Origin of the sequence: Ensifer adhaerens (assembly GCF_001270265.1) — a bacterium.
In the GTDB taxonomy this organism is placed as follows: domain Bacteria; phylum Pseudomonadota; class Alphaproteobacteria; order Rhizobiales; family Rhizobiaceae; genus Ensifer; species Ensifer adhaerens_B.
The window spans coordinates 44,131-61,949 of sequence record NZ_LGAP01000017.1 but is presented as its reverse complement, the minus strand read 5'-3'; the positions used below and the strand labels follow the sequence as shown (position 1 = coordinate 61,949).

The window sequence follows — 17,819 nt, the reverse complement described above, 5'->3', positions numbered from 1 at the left end:
GTCCGAAACCCCGGCATCATCGCCACCGCTGCGCGCCAGCTGGGGCGCGCAGACAGGGCAATGTCAGATCAGCATCGTCACGCCCTGCAACGCCTTGACGTGACCGACGAAGGCATCGCCGCGTATTTCAAAGTTCTTATACTGGTCGAAGCTTGCGCAAGCCGGGGATAACATCACCGCCGAAGCGCCCTTGTCGTCACCTTCCGCATCCGCCGCGGCGTGAGCAACGGCCTTCTCCAGCGTCCCCGAGATCTCGAAAGGCACCGCCTCGCCGAGCGTCGCGGCAAAGGCAGGTGCGGCCTCGCCGATCAGGTACGCCTTGACGATCTTCGGGAAAAACGGCGACAGCGAAGTGATGCCGCCCTCCTTCGGAAGGCCGCCGGCGATCCAGTAGATGCGCTCATAGCTCGACAGCGCCGGTGCCGCTGCGTCCGCATTGGTCGCCTTGCTGTCGTTGACGAATACGACCGCACCCTTGCGGCCGACCGGCTGCATGCGATGCTTCAGCCCCGGGAAGCTTGTCAGCCCCTGGCGTATTTCATCTTCGCTGACGCCGACGGCAAGGCAGGCGGCGATTGCGGCTGCCGCATTCTGCGCATTGTGGCCGCCGCGCAGCGTCTGGATGCCATCGAGGTCGACGAAGAGCCGCGACGTTCCGCCGTGAGCCTGCAGGATGCGCGAGCCCTCGGCGTGGATTCCGTCAGCCAGCACATGCCGGCGCGAAATGCGAACCACCTTGGTGCCCGCCCGTTCGACACGGTCGGCAATCAGCGCACAGAAACTGTCGTCGACGCCGACGATGGCCGTGCCGCTGCCGGCCACCAGCCGCTCCTTGATATCGGCGTAATGCTGCATGGTGCCGTGGCGATCGAGATGATCGGGCGTGAGATTGAGCAGGATGCCGGCCGTCGGGTTGAGCGTCGGCGCCAGGTCGATCTGGTAGGACGAGCACTCGACCACATAGAACCGGCCGGCCTTCGGAGGATCGAGTGTCATTACGGCCGTGCCGATATTGCCGCCGAGCTGCGTATCGCGGCCGCTCTCTCTGAGGATATGAGCGATCAGCGCCGTCGTCGTCGATTTGCCGTTGGTGCCGGTAATGGCGATGAACGGGCAATCGGGCGCCTGCGCCCGGCGCTCGCGCACGAAGAGCTCGACATCGCCGATGATCTCGACGCCGGCGGCATGCGCCAGGTCGACGGTCCAATGGGGCTTGGGATGGGTCAGCGGCACGCCGGGCGAAAGCACGAAGGCTGCATAAGCGCGCCAGTCGATGCCGTGTAGGTCCGCCGTCGGCACACCCGCCGCCCCGGCCTTGGCGACGCTGTCGGGATTGTCGTCCCAGGCCGTCACATCGGCCCCGCCCGCGACGAGCGCCTGGGCCGTCGCCAGCCCCGAGCCGCCGAGCCCGAAGAGAGCGACCTTCTTGCCCTTGAATGTGCTGACCGCGATCATCGTCCGCTCACCGCAGCTTGAGGGTGGACAGGCCGATCATCGCCAGGATGACCGCAATGATCCAGAAACGGATCACGACCTGGCTTTCCGTCCAGCCCTTCTTTTCGAAGTGGTGGTGGATCGGCGCCATGAGGAAGACGCGGCGGCCGGTGCGCTTGAACCAGAACACCTGGATGATCACCGACAGCGTTTCCATGACGAACAGGCCACCGATGATGATCATGACAAATTCATGCTTGACGGCGACGGCAACGGTGCCGATCAGGCCGCCGAGCGCCAACGAACCGGTGTCGCCCATGAAGATGGCGGCGGGCGGCGCGTTGAACCAGAGGAAGCCGAGACCGGCGCCGATGACCGCGCCGAGGATGACGGCAAGCTCGCCCGTGCCGGGTACGAAATGGATCTGCAGGTAGTTGGCGAAAACGGCGTTACCGGCGAGATAGGCGATGAGGCCGAAGGCGGCCGCCGCGATCATGACCGGCACGATGGCAAGCCCGTCGAGCCCGTCCGTCAGGTTCACCGCATTGCCGGCGCCGACGATGACGAAGCCACCGAACAGAACGAAGAAATAGCCGAGATTGATCACGAGATCCTTGAAGAACGGAAACGTGACCGAGGAGCCGAAGGTCGAACCGGCAGTACCGCCCGAAAGCGACGCCTGCATCATGAAGAACACGGCAATTGCGGCAATGACGAACTCGATGCTGAGGCGCGCCTTGCCGGAAAAACCCTTGTCCGACTGCTTGGTGACCTTGAGATAGTCGTCATAAAAGCCGATGGCGCCGAAGCCGAGCGTGACGAGAAGGGTCGACACCACATAGACGCTGGAAAGATCGGCCCACAGAAGCGACGAGACGACGATGCCCGCGAGGATCATCAAGCCGCCCATCGTCGGCGTGCCGGCCTTCTTGAAATGCGTCTGCGGTCCATCGGCGCGAATAGGCTGGCCCTTGCCCTGACGGATGCGGAGCGAGGCAATCATGCGCGGACCGAAAAGGAATACGATCAAAGCCGAAGTGAAAAGCGCTGCACCGGTGCGGAACGTGATGTAGCGAAAGAGATTGAAAAATTGAAAGTGGTCCGCCAGTTCCACGAGCCAGATGAGCATAAGGGACCTTTCCCCAAAGGTTTAAAATCGGACACCGTCCAACAGAATCATCTGAAAAACGATACGCGCTTGTATGCGAAAGTGTTAGGCCGCGCTGCCTAACCCTACAGCGCCGCGCGTCTTATCAGACGCGCAAAGGTCGCTGTAGCACTTTGAATTGCTGCATGTTTTTGTCCTCAAATCGGCTACGATTTAAGGAAACATGCAGTAGGCTGTATCCACCGCCGCCAGCATCGACGGCGTCCGCCGCAACGCTGCGTGCCGCCCGAGGCGCACGAAGGTCGCGGCAAGTCATTTCATCGGCTGCATCATTGCCCCTGAACCGCTTGCGGTCCGGCAATCATGCAGTCGCTTCGTTCCCCTCGGCCTCAGGCTCCGGATAGGCTTCGATCAGCGCGTGGACGATCTTGACGCAGCCCGTGCCCTTCGAAGACTTGATCATCACCACGTCTCCGGCTGCAACCGCGCCGAGTGCGTAGGCCTTCAGTTCGTCGACGCTTTCGCGGTAGACGACGGAAACTTCCGGCGGCAGCGCGTCGCGCAAGTGAGCCATCAGCGGCCCGGCAAGCCAGACATCGGCGATGCCGGCTTCGACCAGCGGCTTGGCGAGCGCGGCATGGACGTCGATGGCGTGTTCGCCCATCTCCAGCATGTCGCCGAGCACGGCAATACGACGGCCGTCCGGCGCCGGAACCGCATCCTGCAGCAGCGAAATCGCCGCGCGCATCGAGGTCGGATTGGCGTTGTAGCTTTCGTCGATCAGCGTCAGCGTGCCGGCACCGATCAGCAGTTGATGCCGCCGGCCCCTGCCCGTTTCGGCCTGCATCGTCGCAAGGGTGGAGGCGGCATAATCGACATCGGCGCCGACGAGCTTCACCGCTGCCAGCACCGCCAGCGCATTTTCGGCGATATGACGGCCAGGTGCGCCGATGGTGATTTCCAGCGTCCGGCCGCCGAGTGCGGCCCAAAGCACCGATCCGTCCGCAGCACCGGCAAACTCGACGAGACGGAACTCCGCCTTCGGGTTGACGCCGAAGGAGTGGATATAGCTGACGCCGGCCGTGCCGGCAGCCCTCTCAAGCAGCTTGTACTGGGCACTGTCGTGATTGATGATCGCGTGGCCGCCATTGACGACGCCTTCGAAGATCTCGGCCTTGGCCTCGGCGATCTGGTCCAGGCTCTCGAAGTTCCCGAGATGGGCGGCGGCGATGCTGGTGACGATCGCCACATGCGGGCGAACCATCTTCGTCAGCGGCCGGATCTCGTCCGGGTGGTTCATGCCGATTTCGAAGATGCCGAAGTCGGTGGCCTCGGGCATGCGCGCAAGCGTCAGCGGCACGCCCCAATGGTTGTTGAACGAGGCGACGGATGCATGCACCCGCCCCTGCGGCACCAGCACATGCCGGAGCATCTCCTTGGTGGTGGTCTTGCCGACCGAACCGGTGACGGCGATGATCTTGGCGGCACTGCGGTCGCGCGCAGCACAACCGAGCCGGATCATCGCCTCAAGCACGTCGTCGACGACGATCATCGGCGCACTGAGGCGGCCGAGCGCCGGCAGCTTGCCTTCGCTGACGACGAGCAGTGCCGCGCCATTGGCGAGCGCAAGCCCGGCATAATCGTGGCCGTCGACCCGGTCGCCCTTGATCGCGAAGAAGGCCTCGCCCTTGCCGACCGAGCGGCTGTCGATCGATATGCCGCTTACTCCTTCGGGCAGATTTCCAACCGGACGGCCGTTCATTGCGGCCAGAAGATCGCTGCTTGTCCAGAGCCAGTTCAAATCACAGACCTCCCAGTGCCTTGCGGACTTCCGCATGATCCGAGAACGGCAGCGTGACGGAACCGACCGTCTGGCCTTCCTCGTGTCCCTTGCCCGCGACGATCAGCGTGTCGCCGCTTGCCAGCATGCCGACGGCGGCGCGGATCGCTTCGGCGCGGTCGCCGATCTCGGTTGCGCCCGGGGCTGCAGCCATGATTTCCGAGCGGATTACCTCAGGCACTTCCGAGCGCGGATTGTCGTCCGTGACGATCACCACGTCGGCAAGCCGCGTGGCAACCTCGCCCATGATCGGCCTCTTGCCCTTGTCGCGGTCGCCGCCGCAGCCGAAGACCACGATCACCCGGCCCGTCGTGAACGGCCGCACCGAGGCCAGCACGTTTTCGAGCGCATCGGGCTTGTGGGCATAGTCGACATAGGCAAGCGCGCCATCCCTGGTCTGGCCGACCAGTTCGAGGCGGCCGGAGGCGCCCTGCAGCTTTTCAAGCGCGGAGAACGCCGCCTTGGCGCTAATGCCGGTGGAGATCGCAAGGGCGGCGGCGACAAGGGCGTTCGCCACCTGGAAGTCGCCGGCAAGCGGAATGTGGATTTCGAAGATGTCGTCACCGACATGCACTTCCGCCGACTGCTTGTGACGGAAATGCTCGACCCGCTTCAGCGAGATGAAATCGCCCTTGCGGCCGACGGTGCGAACGTCGAGCTTGGCCTTGCGGGCAGCGGCGATCGCCTGTTCCGACCACTGGTCGTCGGCAAAGATTACCGCCGGCGCGCCCTTCGGCAGCAGCGCTTCGAACAGCCGCATCTTGGAGGCCAAGTAGTGCTCAACCGTCGGGTGGTAGTCCATGTGGTCGCGGCCGAGATTGGTAAAGGCGGCTGCAGAAAGGCGCACACCGTCGAGCCGGCTCTGGTCGAGGCCATGGCTCGAAGCCTCCATCGCCGCATGGGTGACGCCGGCGTAAGTGAGCTCGGCGAGAAGCTTGTGCAGGGAAACCGGGTCTGGCGTGGTCAGCGAGCCGTAGTCGTTGCGGCCGGGCGCAACCACGCCCGTCGTGCCGATCATCGCCGCCGCAAGGCCGGAATGCGCCCAGATCTGCCGGGTGAAGGAGGCGACCGAGGTCTTGCCGGCCGTGCCCGTCACCGCCACCATCGTCTCGGGCTGGCGACCGTAGAAGGCAGCGGCCGCGCGCGCGAGAAAGGCGCGCGGGTTGCCGAGCGAGAGAACGGGTGCGGTAGCTCCGTCCGGCTTCGCGCCGGTTTCGGCAACGACGGCGACGGCGCCGCGAGCGAGCGCCTCGGCGATATAGCTGGTGCCGTTGGCCTTGGTGCCGGACACGGCGACGAAAAGATCCCCTGGCTGCACCTGCCGACTGTCGGCCGTGATGCCGGCAACCTCGATCTGCGAGGAAGCGCCATCCAGTTGCGCAGAAAGTTCAGGGAAGCTCGTTCCCGCCAGGTCTTTTATCTTCATGAACCGCACGTCTCACATCGCTCTCAATCCGCCGGCTGGCGAATCGTCCCGCATTCTCATTTCATGCCTAATAAGACACAAGCATGGCAGAACCATCTTCTCCGAACTTTGGTTCGACGCCGAGAAGCGGTGCGGAGCGGCTGATGATGTCGCGAACCATGGGCGCGGCATTCGAGCCGGCGGTCCGTCCGCCGCCTTCGCCGGTCTTCGGCGCGTCGATGAAAGTCAGCACGATGTACTTCGGATTGTCGATCGGAAAGGCTGCGAGAAAGGCATTGAAGTTCTGGTCGCTGGCATAGCGGCCGTTGACGACCTTGTCAGCCGTGCCGGTCTTGCCGCCGACGTTGAAGCCCGGCACCTGCGCGCGTTTGCCCGAACCGGCGATGCCGTTCCAGCGCAGCAGGAAGCGCATATCGTCGCTGGTGCTTTTCTTGACGACATTGGTTGCCAGTTCGTCGGCCTGCACTTCCGAACGCGGCAGGAAGGTCGGTGGGATCAGCTTGCCGCCGTTGACGAGCGCTGCGCCGGCGACAGCCGTCTGCAGCGGCGTCGTCGAAACGCCGTGGCCGAAGGAGATGGTGATCGAGTTGATCTTCTTCCATTCGCGCGGCTGGCTCGGGGATTTCACTTCCGGCAACTCTGTCGGCAGCTTCGACAGGAGGCCGATACGGGTGAGGAATTCCTTGTGGCCGGGAATGCCGATCAGGTCGGCGATCTTGGCCGTGCCGATGTTCGAGGAATACTGGAAGATTTCCGGAACGGTCAGCACGCGGCGCTTGCCGTGAAAGTCCTTGATGGTGAAGCCGCCGATGCGGATCGGCGCGGAGGCGTCGAAGCTGTCGTTGAGCGTCACCTTGCCGGAATCGAGGCCCATGGCGATGGTGAAGGTCTTGAAGGTGGAGCCCATCTCGAACGTGCCGTTCGACATGCGGTTCATCCAGCCCTCTTCCGCACCTTCGGCCGGCTTGTTGGGGTCGTAATCGGGAACCGACGCCATCGCCAGCACTTCGCCGGTGTTCACGTCGAGCACGACGGCACCTGCGGCCAGCGCCTGGTAGTTCTTCATGCCGGCATCGATCACGTCGCGCACGATGTTCTGCACCCGAACGTCGATCGACAGTTTGACCGGCTCGAGCTTGGCATCGCTGGTCATGCCGATGGCGGCGAGATCGGCGAGCCCCTGCCCGTCGATGTAGCGCTCCATGCCGGCAACGCCGCGGTTGTCGATATTGACGTGGCCGAGGATATGGGCAGCGGTCGGGCCGCCGGGATAGAAGCGGCGCTTTTCCGGCCGGAAGCCGACACCGGGAATGCCGAGCGCCAGGATCTCACTCTGCTGCTTCGGGGTCAGCTGGCGGCGCAACCACTGGAAGCGCGATTTCGACTTCAGCTTGTTGTAAATCTCGCGGGCATTGAGATCGGGCAGAACAGTTGCCAGACGCTCGACCGCCTCATCCGCATCGACGATCTTGTGCGGCTCGGCATAAAGCGAGACCGTGCGGATGTCGGTGGCGAGGATCTCGCCGTTGCGGTCGAGAATATCCGGGCGCGAGGCCATCAGGTTGTCGGCGCGGCCGATGCTCGAAACAGTCTCCGGCTGCGCCATGCCGTATTGCACCAGACGGCCGCCGATGACCGCGTAGACGAGACCGAAACTGGCGATGATGATCGCGACGCGGTTCTTCGCCTGATTGGTGGTCTTCTTGCGTGTGCCCTGGAAGGTGACGTTGAGCTTGGCCTCGGCCGGCAGATTGTTGCCGCCTGCGGAGAAATGCGCCTTGCTCTTCAAGACCATGATGCGGGAGAGAAACGACATCAGCGCGCCACCGAACCTGTTGCGATATTATCGGTCTTGTTTTCCGACGCCTTGGCGGCGGCGAGCTTCTTTTCTTCTTCCGTCGGCGGCACGTCGGCCTTCAGCATCGGCAATTCCTGCGGGCGGACGAGTTGCGTCGACGGCGTCGGCGCCAGCTGCAGATCGGCGCCGAAGGCGCCAACCAGACGTTCCAGTCTGTTTGGCTGCGTCAGCAGCGCCCAGTCGGCGCGCAGAAGGTCGATCGTGTCCTCTTCCAGCTTGATGGCGGCATCGAGCTTGCGCACCTCTTCCAGCTTGTTTTCGGCACGATGCTTGATCGTGTAGGTGACCGTGGCGGCTGCCGTCATGACGACGATCAGGACTATGTCGAGTGTTCGCAGCATATCTCTCTCAGCCCCCCAACCGTGCAAGGCTCGCCAGTTCCGGCAGATTGAAAATGGATAGATCGTTTCCCGGCGATGGCGCTTCCGTGCGGATACCGGCTCTGAGCTTTGCGGACCGGGCGCGTGGATTGAGGGACGCTTCTTCCTCGCTGGCAGCCACCATAGGCTTTCCAACTGGTGTGAAGGTTGCCGCACGCGCGGTCACCAGCGGCAGATGCCGCGAACCCGCCGCCTTGCCCGAGCGATCCTGGAAGAAGGCTTTGACAATCCGGTCTTCGAGCGAATGGAAGGTAACGACCACGAGGCGGCCGCCCGGCTTCAGCGCCCGCTCGGCGGCAAAAAGCGCCTGGGCGAGCTCGCCGAGTTCGTCGTTGACGAAGATGCGCAGCGCCTGGAAGACACGCGTGGCCGGATGGATCTTGTCCTTGGCCTTTCGCGGCGTGACGATTTCGATCAGCCCGGCGAGATCGCGGGTGGTTTCGAACGGCGTTTCGGCCCGGCGCTTTTCAATGGCGCGGGCGATGCGGCCCGACTGCTTTTCCTCGCCGAGGAAACCGAAGATGCGGATGAGGTCGGAAACCTTGGCGCGGTTGACGACATCGGCGGCAGAGACGCCGGCTGCCGACATGCGCATGTCGAGCGGACCCTTCTTCTGGAAGGAGAAGCCGCGTTCGGCCTCGTCGATCTGCATCGACGACACGCCGATATCGAGCACCACGCCATCGAGGCTGCCAGCGGGCGCATGCTCGGCGAGCTGCGAAAAGCGGGAGTGAATGAGCTTGAGCTTGCCGCCCGAAGCCGCAACCATCGGCTGGCCCGCGGCGATCGCCGTCGGGTCGCGGTCGAGCGCGATCACCTCGGCGCCGGCATCAAGGATGGCTGAGGCATAACCACCGGCACCGAACGTGCCGTCGAGAATGACCTTGCCGGGAGCCGGATCAAGCGCGGCGAGCACCTCGCTCAGGAGGACGGGAATGTGACGGACCGGTCCGCCATCGGCTTCAGAAGCTCCTCCGCCTTGTTCCGTCACCATTCCGCCTCTCCATTCTATTCCGGACGCAACCCCCGTGACTTGCGCCCTTCCCGGGCCGCCGCTTGCGCCTTTGCAAAGGCCTGCGGCTCCCAGAGCTGAAAATAATCGCCCCGCCCGACGAACATCACGTCGGTCGAGATACCGGTGAAGTCGCGGATGAAATCCGTCACCATCAACCGGCCTTCCGGATCGAGCTTGACGAAGACCCCGCCCCCGTGAACGAGCAGCGACATCTCGTGGGCCGCCGGAGAAAAAGGATCCTCGGCCGCCATCTGCCTCTCGAACCGATCCAGGAGCTCCGGCCCGCCGACGCTGATCGCCGGAAAGACGAAATCCTGGAAACAGTATAACTCTCGAACGCCCCCATCCGACAGAACGGAACGAAACGCCGAAGGCACGGACACCCGCCCCTTTGCATCGATCCGATTGGTAGCATTTGACAAGAAGCGGTTCATGACGCGAAACGGCCGCCCAAGACTGACGGGCCATAATCATCGACCCGCGAGAACACTCGACCACACCCACAAAACGCCCCTGCCGGACACCAACATGCCCGCTTATCTCCCGAAGCCGGGAGACCCTGGAATTTTGCGATGACGGGCCACGAAGCGGCCCTTGCGCAGTACCATTATGGGATATCATGGGACCATATGGGCGTCAATGGGATTGGCTCTCAAACAGCCATCGGGCTGATCAAAAATTGATAAGCTGTTAAGTTTAATGAAGAGTTACGAAAGCACCCCCGTCGTCCTGGAATGCGACGGCCAAACGGCTTCAAATCGTTGGGAAATCGGAATGTGAGCAAGGTCGCGGCAAAGCGGGCGGACGCCCCTCCGGGCATCGCTTTCGCCGCTCGCCAGTGCTGAAAGCAAGAAGGCGACGAGCGAACCATGCGCTGCCTCAAGCCGCGTCGCAGCCGAAAACATCGCCGGGCAAAAAGGGAAAAAATCGCCAGTTGGCCTGTAAGCCGGGTTCTGTATGGCCCCGCCGCCCGAAGACAGCGGAACGTGGCAGCCATTCATCTGGGACTGCGTTTGCACGCAGCCTCTTGCAACCCACCCGGATGACTGGCCCGGAAACAGGCTGGACGCTTGCGCGTCCGCGTCATCCCTATTCGGTCTTGCTCCCGGTGGGGTTTGCCGTGCCGTCCATGTCGCCATGTCCGCGGTGGGCTCTTACCCCACCCTTTCACCCTTACTCCGCAAGCGGAGCGGTTTGCTTTCTGTGGCACTTTCCCTGAGGTCGCCCTCGCCGGACGTTATCCGGCACCGTATTTCCGTGGAGCCCGGACTTTCCTCCCCCCGCGGCCTTTCGGCACTTGCGGAGCGCGGCTGCCCGGCCAACTGGCAGGCGGTCCTTAACCGACGGGAACGCCGAGCGCCAGAAAAAAACGGCAGTCTCGACGTTTCGACGCTGGCCCGCCGCACTTTCACTTTCATGCTCAGAGCATTTCCAGGAAAAGTGCGAAGCGGTTTTCCGTCAGGAAATGCGTAAAAACCAAGAGCTGGAGCGTTTCTGCAACTCTGTCTAAACCGGAAACGCGCTAGCGGAACGAAACGGCGAAATCCGTTTCATAGGCCGGATCGTCGATCCGACCGTCCATCACCAGCATGGCGCCGAGCCTGCCGATCTCGTCGGAGCTTTTCGCCGCCTGGCCGTTGCCGCCCGTCACCACGGCAATGCGGTCGCCGCCGGCAAAGCCGACATAGGGAAAGCCATGGCGGGTGAACGACGTGACGCAAGGGCGGAAATGCGTCGAAACGGGCTTGAAACCGGGCATCACCTCGGCAAGCAGCCGGCCCATGTGTTCCGCCGCCCCGGCACCGGCGCTGCCGCGGAACCACGCCCGCACCTCAGGCTCGCTCTCGAGAATGCGATCGGTCGGATCGCCGCCAATCTTAATATAGTGCTTGCCGTCGGCATAGGCGACCGGCGGCAGCAGATAGTAGCTCTTCGCCTGCTCCGGTGCCGCGCCGATCAGCGATGGCATGTGGTCAAAGGTCGGCAGATCGTTGGCCGCGACCTCCGCAAAGAATACGGTACGCGCCTTGACGACGAGGTCGATCGGCCGGGGAAGAAGGGTTTCGGAAAGGGAGAAGCCGCCGGCCGCGACGATCACCCGTCCCGCATTGAGCGTAGCGCCCTCGGCCGTCGTCACGACAACTCGGTCGCCGGCCTGCGATACGGAAGCCACTTCGCTGCGCACGATCCGGGCGCCGGCCCTTTCCGCGCAGATCGTCTGCGCCAGAACGAGCGCACGCGGATTGATGTAGCCGGCACCACGCGCCTCGTGAATGCCGGCAAAACCTTGGGGAAAACGGAACCACGGAAAGCGCTTGGACAGCGCATCTTCGTCCAGCAGCGGCGCGTCGACGCCGAGCGCATCGCGAGCCTTGGCGACCCTCTCGATATAGTCGTAGCTTCCGCTCGGCGCCGGTCCGGCGATCAGGCAGCCGACCTCGGAATAGAAGTCGATGCCGCTTTGCCCGGCAATCTCGCTGTAGCGGTCGATGGAGCGCTTGGCGAGCCGCGCCCAGACAGGATCGTCGTCGATCGTGCGGGTGATGCGGGCATTGTCGTAATGGCTGGAAAAGACGCCGCCGTGAATGGCCCAGTCGCTGGGCTCGTCCGGCCCGACGAGAGCCACCCGTGCGCCGGAAAGCGCCAGGTGCCGCGCTGCCGCCGCCCCCATCATGCCCTTGCCGACAACGATGAAATCAAAGCCTTCCGACATGTCCGCCCCCCATCATTACGATCGGGTCGAATTAGCATGCCGGCGCAGATATGGCACTGCGGTTGCATCACCTTTTGAAGATTGCCGGAACGCAAGACCTGTCCGGCTGGAGCATCCGCCACCGCTTGAGGACGGTCGGCGGATGATGCTCGGTATTCGGCAGACACAATGCCCCTTAATCGGGGCGCCTTCCTCAAATCGACACCGATCGAGCGAGGAAGTCATGATGCACGTTTAAGTCCATAAAGCGTGCCGTGCGCGCAGTGTTTGGTGCGCGCCGTATGGTCGGCATCACTCAGTTGAGGATGCTCTGGACCTTGCCGCAGTAACGCTTGGAGACCGGGTTCATGCGCTTGGCGCCATGGCCGGCATTGTACTTCAGGATGGTGCCGCAGGTGGTGCCGCCGGAAAGCTCATGCGCCACAGCGAGATATTTCATGCCGAACTTGATGTTCGTTTCAGGATCGTAGAGGCCCTTGGAAGAGCCGGAATAGCCCATCATGCGTGCCGTCGCCGGCTTGAGCTGCATCAGGCCGATTTCGCCGGCACTGCCGCGCGCCTTGGCGTTGAAGTTGCTTTCGACCTTCACCACCGCATGGGCGAGATCAACCGGAACGCCGTATTGCTTGGCGTAGGACTGGATGAGGCTCGTGTACTGCGTGCCCCCTGCGAGGTCCGGCTTCGGGTAACCTGTCGTCCGTGTAACTGACTTGAGGGATGAGGTCTTGATGGTCTCGTCGACGTTCCCCGCATACGACGTACCAATCCCGGCGAAGAACATGCCAAAGCATGCCGCCACCGCAGCAACAGACGATATTCTCATGTAGTTTGAAGTCTCCGGTCTGGGGACTGGGCAGCACGGCGCACCCCGCCGTTCAAGCCTCACTTCCCGATCGTTTCATTGACAGGAAATGAGCGTTGCGCCCTGACGTTCCCTGCAGTTCCAATGAGCGGCAAATGAATGCCGCATCATGGTAAACATGTGGCAACGGAGCAATTTTGTGCGACAAAACTCCGGAAAAGCTCATTTAGCACGCAAAAATTTTGCGTGTCAGGCCCCGAATTGCGGTAGTTCCGCAAGCAGGCGGTGCAACGTATCGAGGGTCGAGATATCGGCGATGCCGTCGACCCTTTCCTGGCGAAAATGTCGCTGGAACGCGGCGACTGCGCCCTCGGTCTTTTCACAGAATTCACCAGTGACTTCAATGCCGTAACCGTAGAGAGACAGCATCGACTGGATTGCCTCGACCGGCTGGCCGCGATCGCCGCGCTGGAAAAAGCGACCGCCGCCGATCGGCGCCGGTTCCACCCAGTGCCCGACGCCCTCGTGGTGCAGCCGATGCCACGGAAACTTTTCACCCGGATCGACCTTGCGAATAGGGGCGATATCGCTGTGTGCGAGCACCCTCTCGGGCGCGATCGACCACCGATCGCCACAGTCCCGACACAATTCGACGACCGCGGCAATCTGTTTTTCGGGAAAGTCGGGAAGCCCGCCGGGGTGACCGGCATTGGCAATCTCGATGCCGATCGAGCAGGAATTGATGTCGGTCTCACCCTTCCAGAAGCTCTTGCCCGCGTGCCAGGCCCGCAGCGTTTCCGGAACGAGCTGGTCCACCCGGCCGTCCTCATGGACGAAGTAATGGCTGGAAACCTGGCTCTCCTGCCGACACAGCCATTCGAGCGCAGACTTCGCCGTCGGCATGCCGGTATAGTGAAGGACGATCATATCGGGCACCCGCGCATCCGCACGGTCGCCAAAGTTGGGCGACGGCATGAAGCGTGCACCCGCGTAGTCACAGTATTTCGACGTCATGCGGCGCGGCGTTCTCTCTCGATCGCCTCATAGGCGGCGTTCAGCGCGGCCATGCGGTCGTTGGCGATCGCATGAAACTCTTCCGGCACGCCGCGCGCAACCAGCATGTCCGGATGGTTCTCCGACACCAGCACGCGGTAGTGCTTGCGGATTTTGGCGAAATCGTCTTTCGGCGAAACGCCGAGTACCTGGTAGGGATCCCGACCCTCGCTATCCACGTGACGCGCCATGATCCGTTCGAAATGGGCTTCGTCCATGCGGAAGATCTCGGCAACCCGCATCAGGAAGGTGAGTTCCTTCTCGTGCACCGCGCCGTCGGACTTGGCGATGTGGAACAACCCGTCGATGATGTCTTCCAGGATCGGGCAATTGCTCTCGCAGGACGAGCAGAGCGTCGCCATCTTTTCGGCATAGGCCTCGTAGCCGGCAACGTCCTGGCGCGCGAGGTTATAGAGACGGGCGACGTTCTGCGCCTGATCGGCCGGAAATTCGAAGATATCGCGAAAGGCCGAGACCTCGGCCTCCGTCACGACGCCATCGGCCTTGGCCATCTTGGCCGAAAGCGCGATCATCGCCACGGAGAAAGCCACCTTGCGGCGTGTTTCCGGGTCACCTTCGAACAGGGTGCGCACAGCCTCGACCACACCGGCAAGCGCATTGCCCGTGGCGGTGACGATCTTGAGGAGGCTTTCCCAGAATGACATGCACGATTTTCCTGTCTCTCCAGCCTATAGCATGGATTATTGTGGTGGCAAATTGCAAGCGGTGGCCTGCGGCGAACCACGGGAATGACGAATTTGTGATGGCCCCTCACTATTGTCAATCCGTTACACCAACGTTGCGCCAGCGCAAGTGTTCCCACCTGTTCCCTGGGGAACACTTGGGCCCTATGAGAAAGGCGCCGGAACCCCTGGCCCGCAGCCGGTTGATGCAAGCCCTGGCCCTCACTGCACTCGCTTGCGCGACATCATGTCCACGGCCGCATGCGAAACGAGTGCGACGAATCCGGCGCGTTTGCCGATCGGACATCCACAGACCTGTCATTTAACTTCCATCCGTTTTACGCTAGAGAGGCCCCCATCCCAATTGCGTGCCGAATCCCCGAGGAGGAAACATGGCCAAGAAGAAAGTCGCAATGCTGACGGCCGGCGGGCTGGCGCCTTGTCTGTCATCCGCCGTTGGCGGCCTGATCGAACGCTACACCGACATCGCGCCGGACTACGAGCTGGTGGCCTACCGCTCCGGCTACCAGGGCGTATTGCTCGGCGACCGCATCGAAATCACCAGGGATATGCGCGAGAATGCGCATATCCTGCACCGCCACGGCGGCTCGCCAATCGGCAACAGCCGCGTCAAGCTCACCAATGCCGCCGACTGCGTCAAGCGCGGCCTGGTCAAGGAAGGTGAGAATCCGCTGCGCGTCGCGGCCGAAAGGCTGGCTGCTGACGGCATCAGCATCCTGCATACGATCGGCGGCGACGACACCAACACCACGGCCGCGGACCTCGCCGCCTATCTCGGCGCCAATGGCTACAACCTGACGGTCGTCGGCCTGCCGAAGACGGTCGACAACGACGTCGTGCCGATCCGTCAGACGCTTGGCGCCTGGACGGCCGCCGAATACGGCGCCCGCTTCTTCGATCATGTCAGCAACGAACAGAGTGCCGCCCCGCGCACGCTCGTCGTCCATGAAGTCATGGGCCGCCACTGCGGCTGGCTGACGGCGGCAACCGCTCGCTCCTATGTCCAGATGACCGAGGACAAGCAGTTCGTCGACGGCTTCATGATGGACAAGCAGCTGAAGAGCATCGACGGTCTCTATCTGCCCGAGATCAAGTTCGACCTCGAGGCCGAAGCCGAGCGCCTGCGCGCGGTGATGAACCGCTCGGGCTTCGTCACGCTGTTCGTCAGCGAAGGCGCCTGCCTCGACGCGATCGTGGCTGAGCGGGAAGCCGCCGGCGAAACCGTCAAGCGCGACGCCTTCGGACACGTGAAGATCGACACCATCAATGTCGGTAACTGGTTCACCAAGCAGTTCGCGGCCCTTCTCGGCGCCGAGCGGTCGATGGTGCAGAAGTCGGGCTACTACGCCCGCTCCGCACCGGCAAACGGCGACGACCTGCGCCTGATCCAGAGCATGGTCGACCTTGCGGTCGAAAGCGCGCTCAACAAGGTCTCCGGCGTCACCGGCCACGACGAGGACCAGGGCGGCAAGCTCAGAACCATCGAGTTCCCGCGCATCAAGGGCGGCAAGCACTTCGACACCTCGACGAAGTGGTTCGGCGACGTCATGGATGTCATCGGCCAGAAGTGGCAGGCGGGAGACTAAGACGTATCGCCCGAAGCTGAACCTCGGCTTCGGGCGCAATTTCTGCAGAGCCTTTCAGTTAACGATTGACGGCTCCGCGCCTTGGTGGCTCCCTCCCGAGATCAGTCTCGAGAAGCCCTCAAGCGCGGAGCCTTTTTCATGTCGTTCGAACACTGGTTTGCCTTTGCCGCTGCCTCTGCAGTGCTGCTCGCCATCCCCGGCCCAACCATCCTGCTCGTCATATCCTATGCGCTCGGACACGGCCGCAAGACAGCTGGCGCCACTGTTGCCGGCGTGGCCCTCGGCGATTTTACCGCCATGACCGCATCGATGCTCGGGCTCGGCGCGCTGCTTGCCACCTCGGCTGCGATCTTCACCGTGTTGAAATGGGTGGGGGCCGCCTATCTCATCTGGCTCGGCATCCAGCTCTGGCGGGCACCGGTTGCCGGCGGCGAAGGCGCGGATGAAAAGGCGCCCGCCAAGGAACGGCCACTGCGCATCTTCTTCCATGCCTACGCCGTCACCGCGCTCAACCCCAAGAGCATCGTCTTCTTCGTCGCTTTCCTGCCGCAGTTCCTCGATCTGTCTCGACCGCTCTTTACCCAAATGGCTATTTTCGAGGTGACGTTCCTGACGCTCGCCATCCTCAATGCAGGCCTTTATGCGACGCTTGCTTCGGCCGCCAAAAGCACTATTTCCAAGCCGAACATCAGGCGGATCGTCAACCGCACCGGCGGTTCGCTGCTCGTCGGTGCCGGGCTTTTGACGGCAACCATGAAGCGGGCATCGGCCTGAAATTCGCGCCCGCGCTTGCTGCGAGACGCCCCATGGGTTAATGGAGATTCACGCATGGCGGCTGGCAGCCGCTGATTTGCAGGGGCTGCGGGGCCCAGAAGCACGAAAGTGACAGCATGGCGAAGTTCCGTATTTCCCTTTCAAAACAGACGCTTGGCGTGGCAGCTATTCTGTCGGCGACACTCGTCTCGGGGTGCTCGACTGTCGAGCATACCTCGGTGGAAGAACTTACGGCCGTGCAGACGGTTACCCCGCTTGCAAAACCCGGCACTGAAATGACAGCCTATGCCCTGCCGACGCCGGATGGCGCGGCAACCGCGGCCTCCGCTGCGCTGTCGGCGCAGACGGCCGGCATGGCAACCACCTACCCCGTCGGCACCGACCTGGCGCAGGCCGCTGGTCCGGCACCCACGGCCGTCGCCGTTCCCGGCGCCAAGCCAGGCGAAGCCCAGGCCATCGCGATGGCGACGCCGGCTGCGGTAACGGCCGATGCAGCTGCCCTGCCGCAAACCGCATCCGCCCTCGTCTCGCCGAAGACCAGCCGCGTTCAGGATCTTCCCGTCTCCACGCTGGCGGTCGCCGCCGCAATGGAATCGGACTTCGACACTGGCGAACCCGTCGGCCTCGAAACGCTCGTCGCCAACCGCATGATCGTTCCGACCGAAAAGCCGAAGATGGGCGTGATCGGCTCGAGCGTCGCCGCCGTTGCCAGCGTCATTCCCGATTCGATGAAGCTCACCAAGGCACCGACCAGTTCGCGTCCGGATCTGGACAAGCTCATCAAGCATTACGCCGACCTCAACGGCATCCCCGTCGAGCTCGTGCACCGCGTCGTCAAGCGCGAGAGCAACTACAACCCGCGCGCCTACAGCAGGGGCAATTACGGCCTGATGCAGATCCGTTACAACACCGCGAAGGGGCTCGGCTACGACGGTCCCGCCGAAGGCCTGTTCGATGCGGAAACCAACCTGATGTATGCGACGAAGTACCTACACGGCGCCTGGATGGTTGCCGACAACAAGCACGACGGCGCGGTCAAGCTCTATGCCAGCGGCTACTACTACCACGCAAAGCGCAAGGGCCTGCTCGAAGAACTCGGCATGAAATAAGCCCGCCGGATCGTTTC

General features: G+C 62.9%; 15 protein-coding genes and 1 other RNA gene. 3 read left to right on the top strand and 13 right to left on the bottom strand.

Annotated features, from left to right (window positions below):
- Positions 1-63: 63 nt before the first annotated feature.
- The 13 genes from murD to AC244_RS21895 form a co-directional block, all read right to left on the bottom strand.
- The gene (gene murD / locus AC244_RS21955) at positions 64-1,455 is read right to left on the bottom strand and encodes a UDP-N-acetylmuramoyl-L-alanine--D-glutamate ligase (protein WP_053250953.1); all 1,392 of its coding nucleotides are present in this window, start codon (positions 1,453-1,455) and stop codon (positions 64-66) included.
- Between the two features lie 7 nt (positions 1,456-1,462).
- Positions 1,463-2,563, bottom strand: a complete 1,101-nt coding sequence (mraY, locus tag AC244_RS21950; RefSeq protein ID WP_053250952.1) for a phospho-N-acetylmuramoyl-pentapeptide-transferase — start codon at positions 2,561-2,563, stop codon at positions 1,463-1,465.
- 340 nt (positions 2,564-2,903) lie between these two features.
- Positions 2,904-4,343, bottom strand: coding sequence for a UDP-N-acetylmuramoylalanyl-D-glutamyl-2,6-diaminopimelate--D-alanyl-D-alanine ligase (locus tag AC244_RS21945; protein ID WP_053250951.1), 1,440 nt, complete (start codon positions 4,341-4,343; stop codon positions 2,904-2,906).
- 1 nt (position 4,344) lies between these two features.
- Positions 4,345-5,808 (bottom strand): UDP-N-acetylmuramoyl-L-alanyl-D-glutamate--2,6-diaminopimelate ligase, encoded by a 1,464-nt coding sequence (locus AC244_RS21940; protein ID WP_053250950.1) that lies wholly within the window; start codon positions 5,806-5,808, stop codon positions 4,345-4,347.
- Between the two features lie 67 nt (positions 5,809-5,875).
- The gene (locus AC244_RS21935; protein ID WP_053250949.1) at positions 5,876-7,624 is read right to left on the bottom strand and encodes a peptidoglycan D,D-transpeptidase FtsI family protein; all 1,749 of its coding nucleotides are present in this window, start codon (positions 7,622-7,624) and stop codon (positions 5,876-5,878) included.
- Entirely contained in the window at positions 7,624-8,007 is a 384-nt protein-coding gene (locus tag AC244_RS21930; protein ID WP_053250948.1) for a hypothetical protein, read from the bottom strand. Before AC244_RS21930 ends, AC244_RS21935 begins: the two co-directional genes overlap by 1 nt.
- 7 nt (positions 8,008-8,014) lie before the next feature.
- Entirely contained in the window at positions 8,015-9,040 is a 1,026-nt protein-coding gene (rsmH, locus tag AC244_RS21925) for a 16S rRNA (cytosine(1402)-N(4))-methyltransferase RsmH (RefSeq protein ID WP_053250947.1), read from the bottom strand.
- Between the two features lie 14 nt (positions 9,041-9,054).
- The gene (gene mraZ / locus AC244_RS21920) at positions 9,055-9,495 is read right to left on the bottom strand and encodes a division/cell wall cluster transcriptional repressor MraZ (protein WP_053250946.1); all 441 of its coding nucleotides are present in this window, start codon (positions 9,493-9,495) and stop codon (positions 9,055-9,057) included.
- Between the two features lie 492 nt (positions 9,496-9,987).
- Positions 9,988-10,387, bottom strand: an RNA gene (gene rnpB / locus AC244_RS22255) — RNase P RNA component class A.
- 196 nt (positions 10,388-10,583) lie between these two features.
- On the bottom strand, positions 10,584-11,774 hold the full coding sequence (locus tag AC244_RS21910; protein ID WP_053250944.1) for an NAD(P)/FAD-dependent oxidoreductase: 1,191 nt from the start codon (positions 11,772-11,774) through the stop codon (positions 10,584-10,586).
- A 295-nt stretch (positions 11,775-12,069) separates the two neighbouring features.
- Positions 12,070-12,597 carry a lytic transglycosylase domain-containing protein gene (locus AC244_RS21905; RefSeq protein ID WP_053250943.1) on the bottom strand — a complete coding sequence of 176 codons (528 nt, stop codon included), beginning with the start codon at positions 12,595-12,597 and terminating at the stop codon, positions 12,070-12,072.
- A 228-nt stretch (positions 12,598-12,825) separates the two neighbouring features.
- The gene (locus AC244_RS21900) at positions 12,826-13,590 is read right to left on the bottom strand and encodes an N-acetylmuramoyl-L-alanine amidase (protein WP_053250942.1); all 765 of its coding nucleotides are present in this window, start codon (positions 13,588-13,590) and stop codon (positions 12,826-12,828) included.
- Positions 13,587-14,294 carry a J domain-containing protein gene (locus tag AC244_RS21895; RefSeq protein WP_053250941.1) on the bottom strand — a complete coding sequence of 236 codons (708 nt, stop codon included), beginning with the start codon at positions 14,292-14,294 and terminating at the stop codon, positions 13,587-13,589. The genes AC244_RS21900 and AC244_RS21895 overlap by 4 nt, the downstream gene beginning before the upstream one ends.
- Before the next feature lie 410 nt (positions 14,295-14,704).
- On the opposite strand from AC244_RS21895, the gene AC244_RS21890 reads away from it, so the two are divergent.
- The 3 genes from AC244_RS21890 (at position 14,705) to AC244_RS21880 (ending at position 17,802) form a co-directional block, all read left to right on the top strand.
- Positions 14,705-15,919, top strand: a complete 1,215-nt coding sequence (locus AC244_RS21890; protein WP_053250940.1) for a pyrophosphate--fructose-6-phosphate 1-phosphotransferase — start codon at positions 14,705-14,707, stop codon at positions 15,917-15,919.
- A gap of 138 nt (positions 15,920-16,057) precedes the next feature.
- Positions 16,058-16,693, top strand: coding sequence for a LysE family translocator (locus AC244_RS21885; RefSeq protein WP_053250939.1), 636 nt, complete (start codon positions 16,058-16,060; stop codon positions 16,691-16,693).
- Positions 16,694-16,809: 116 nt separating this feature from the next.
- Positions 16,810-17,802: a lytic transglycosylase domain-containing protein gene (locus AC244_RS21880; RefSeq protein ID WP_053250938.1), complete on the top strand. Its 993-nt coding sequence runs from the start codon at positions 16,810-16,812 to the stop codon at positions 17,800-17,802.
- Positions 17,803-17,819: the final 17 nt, after the last annotated feature.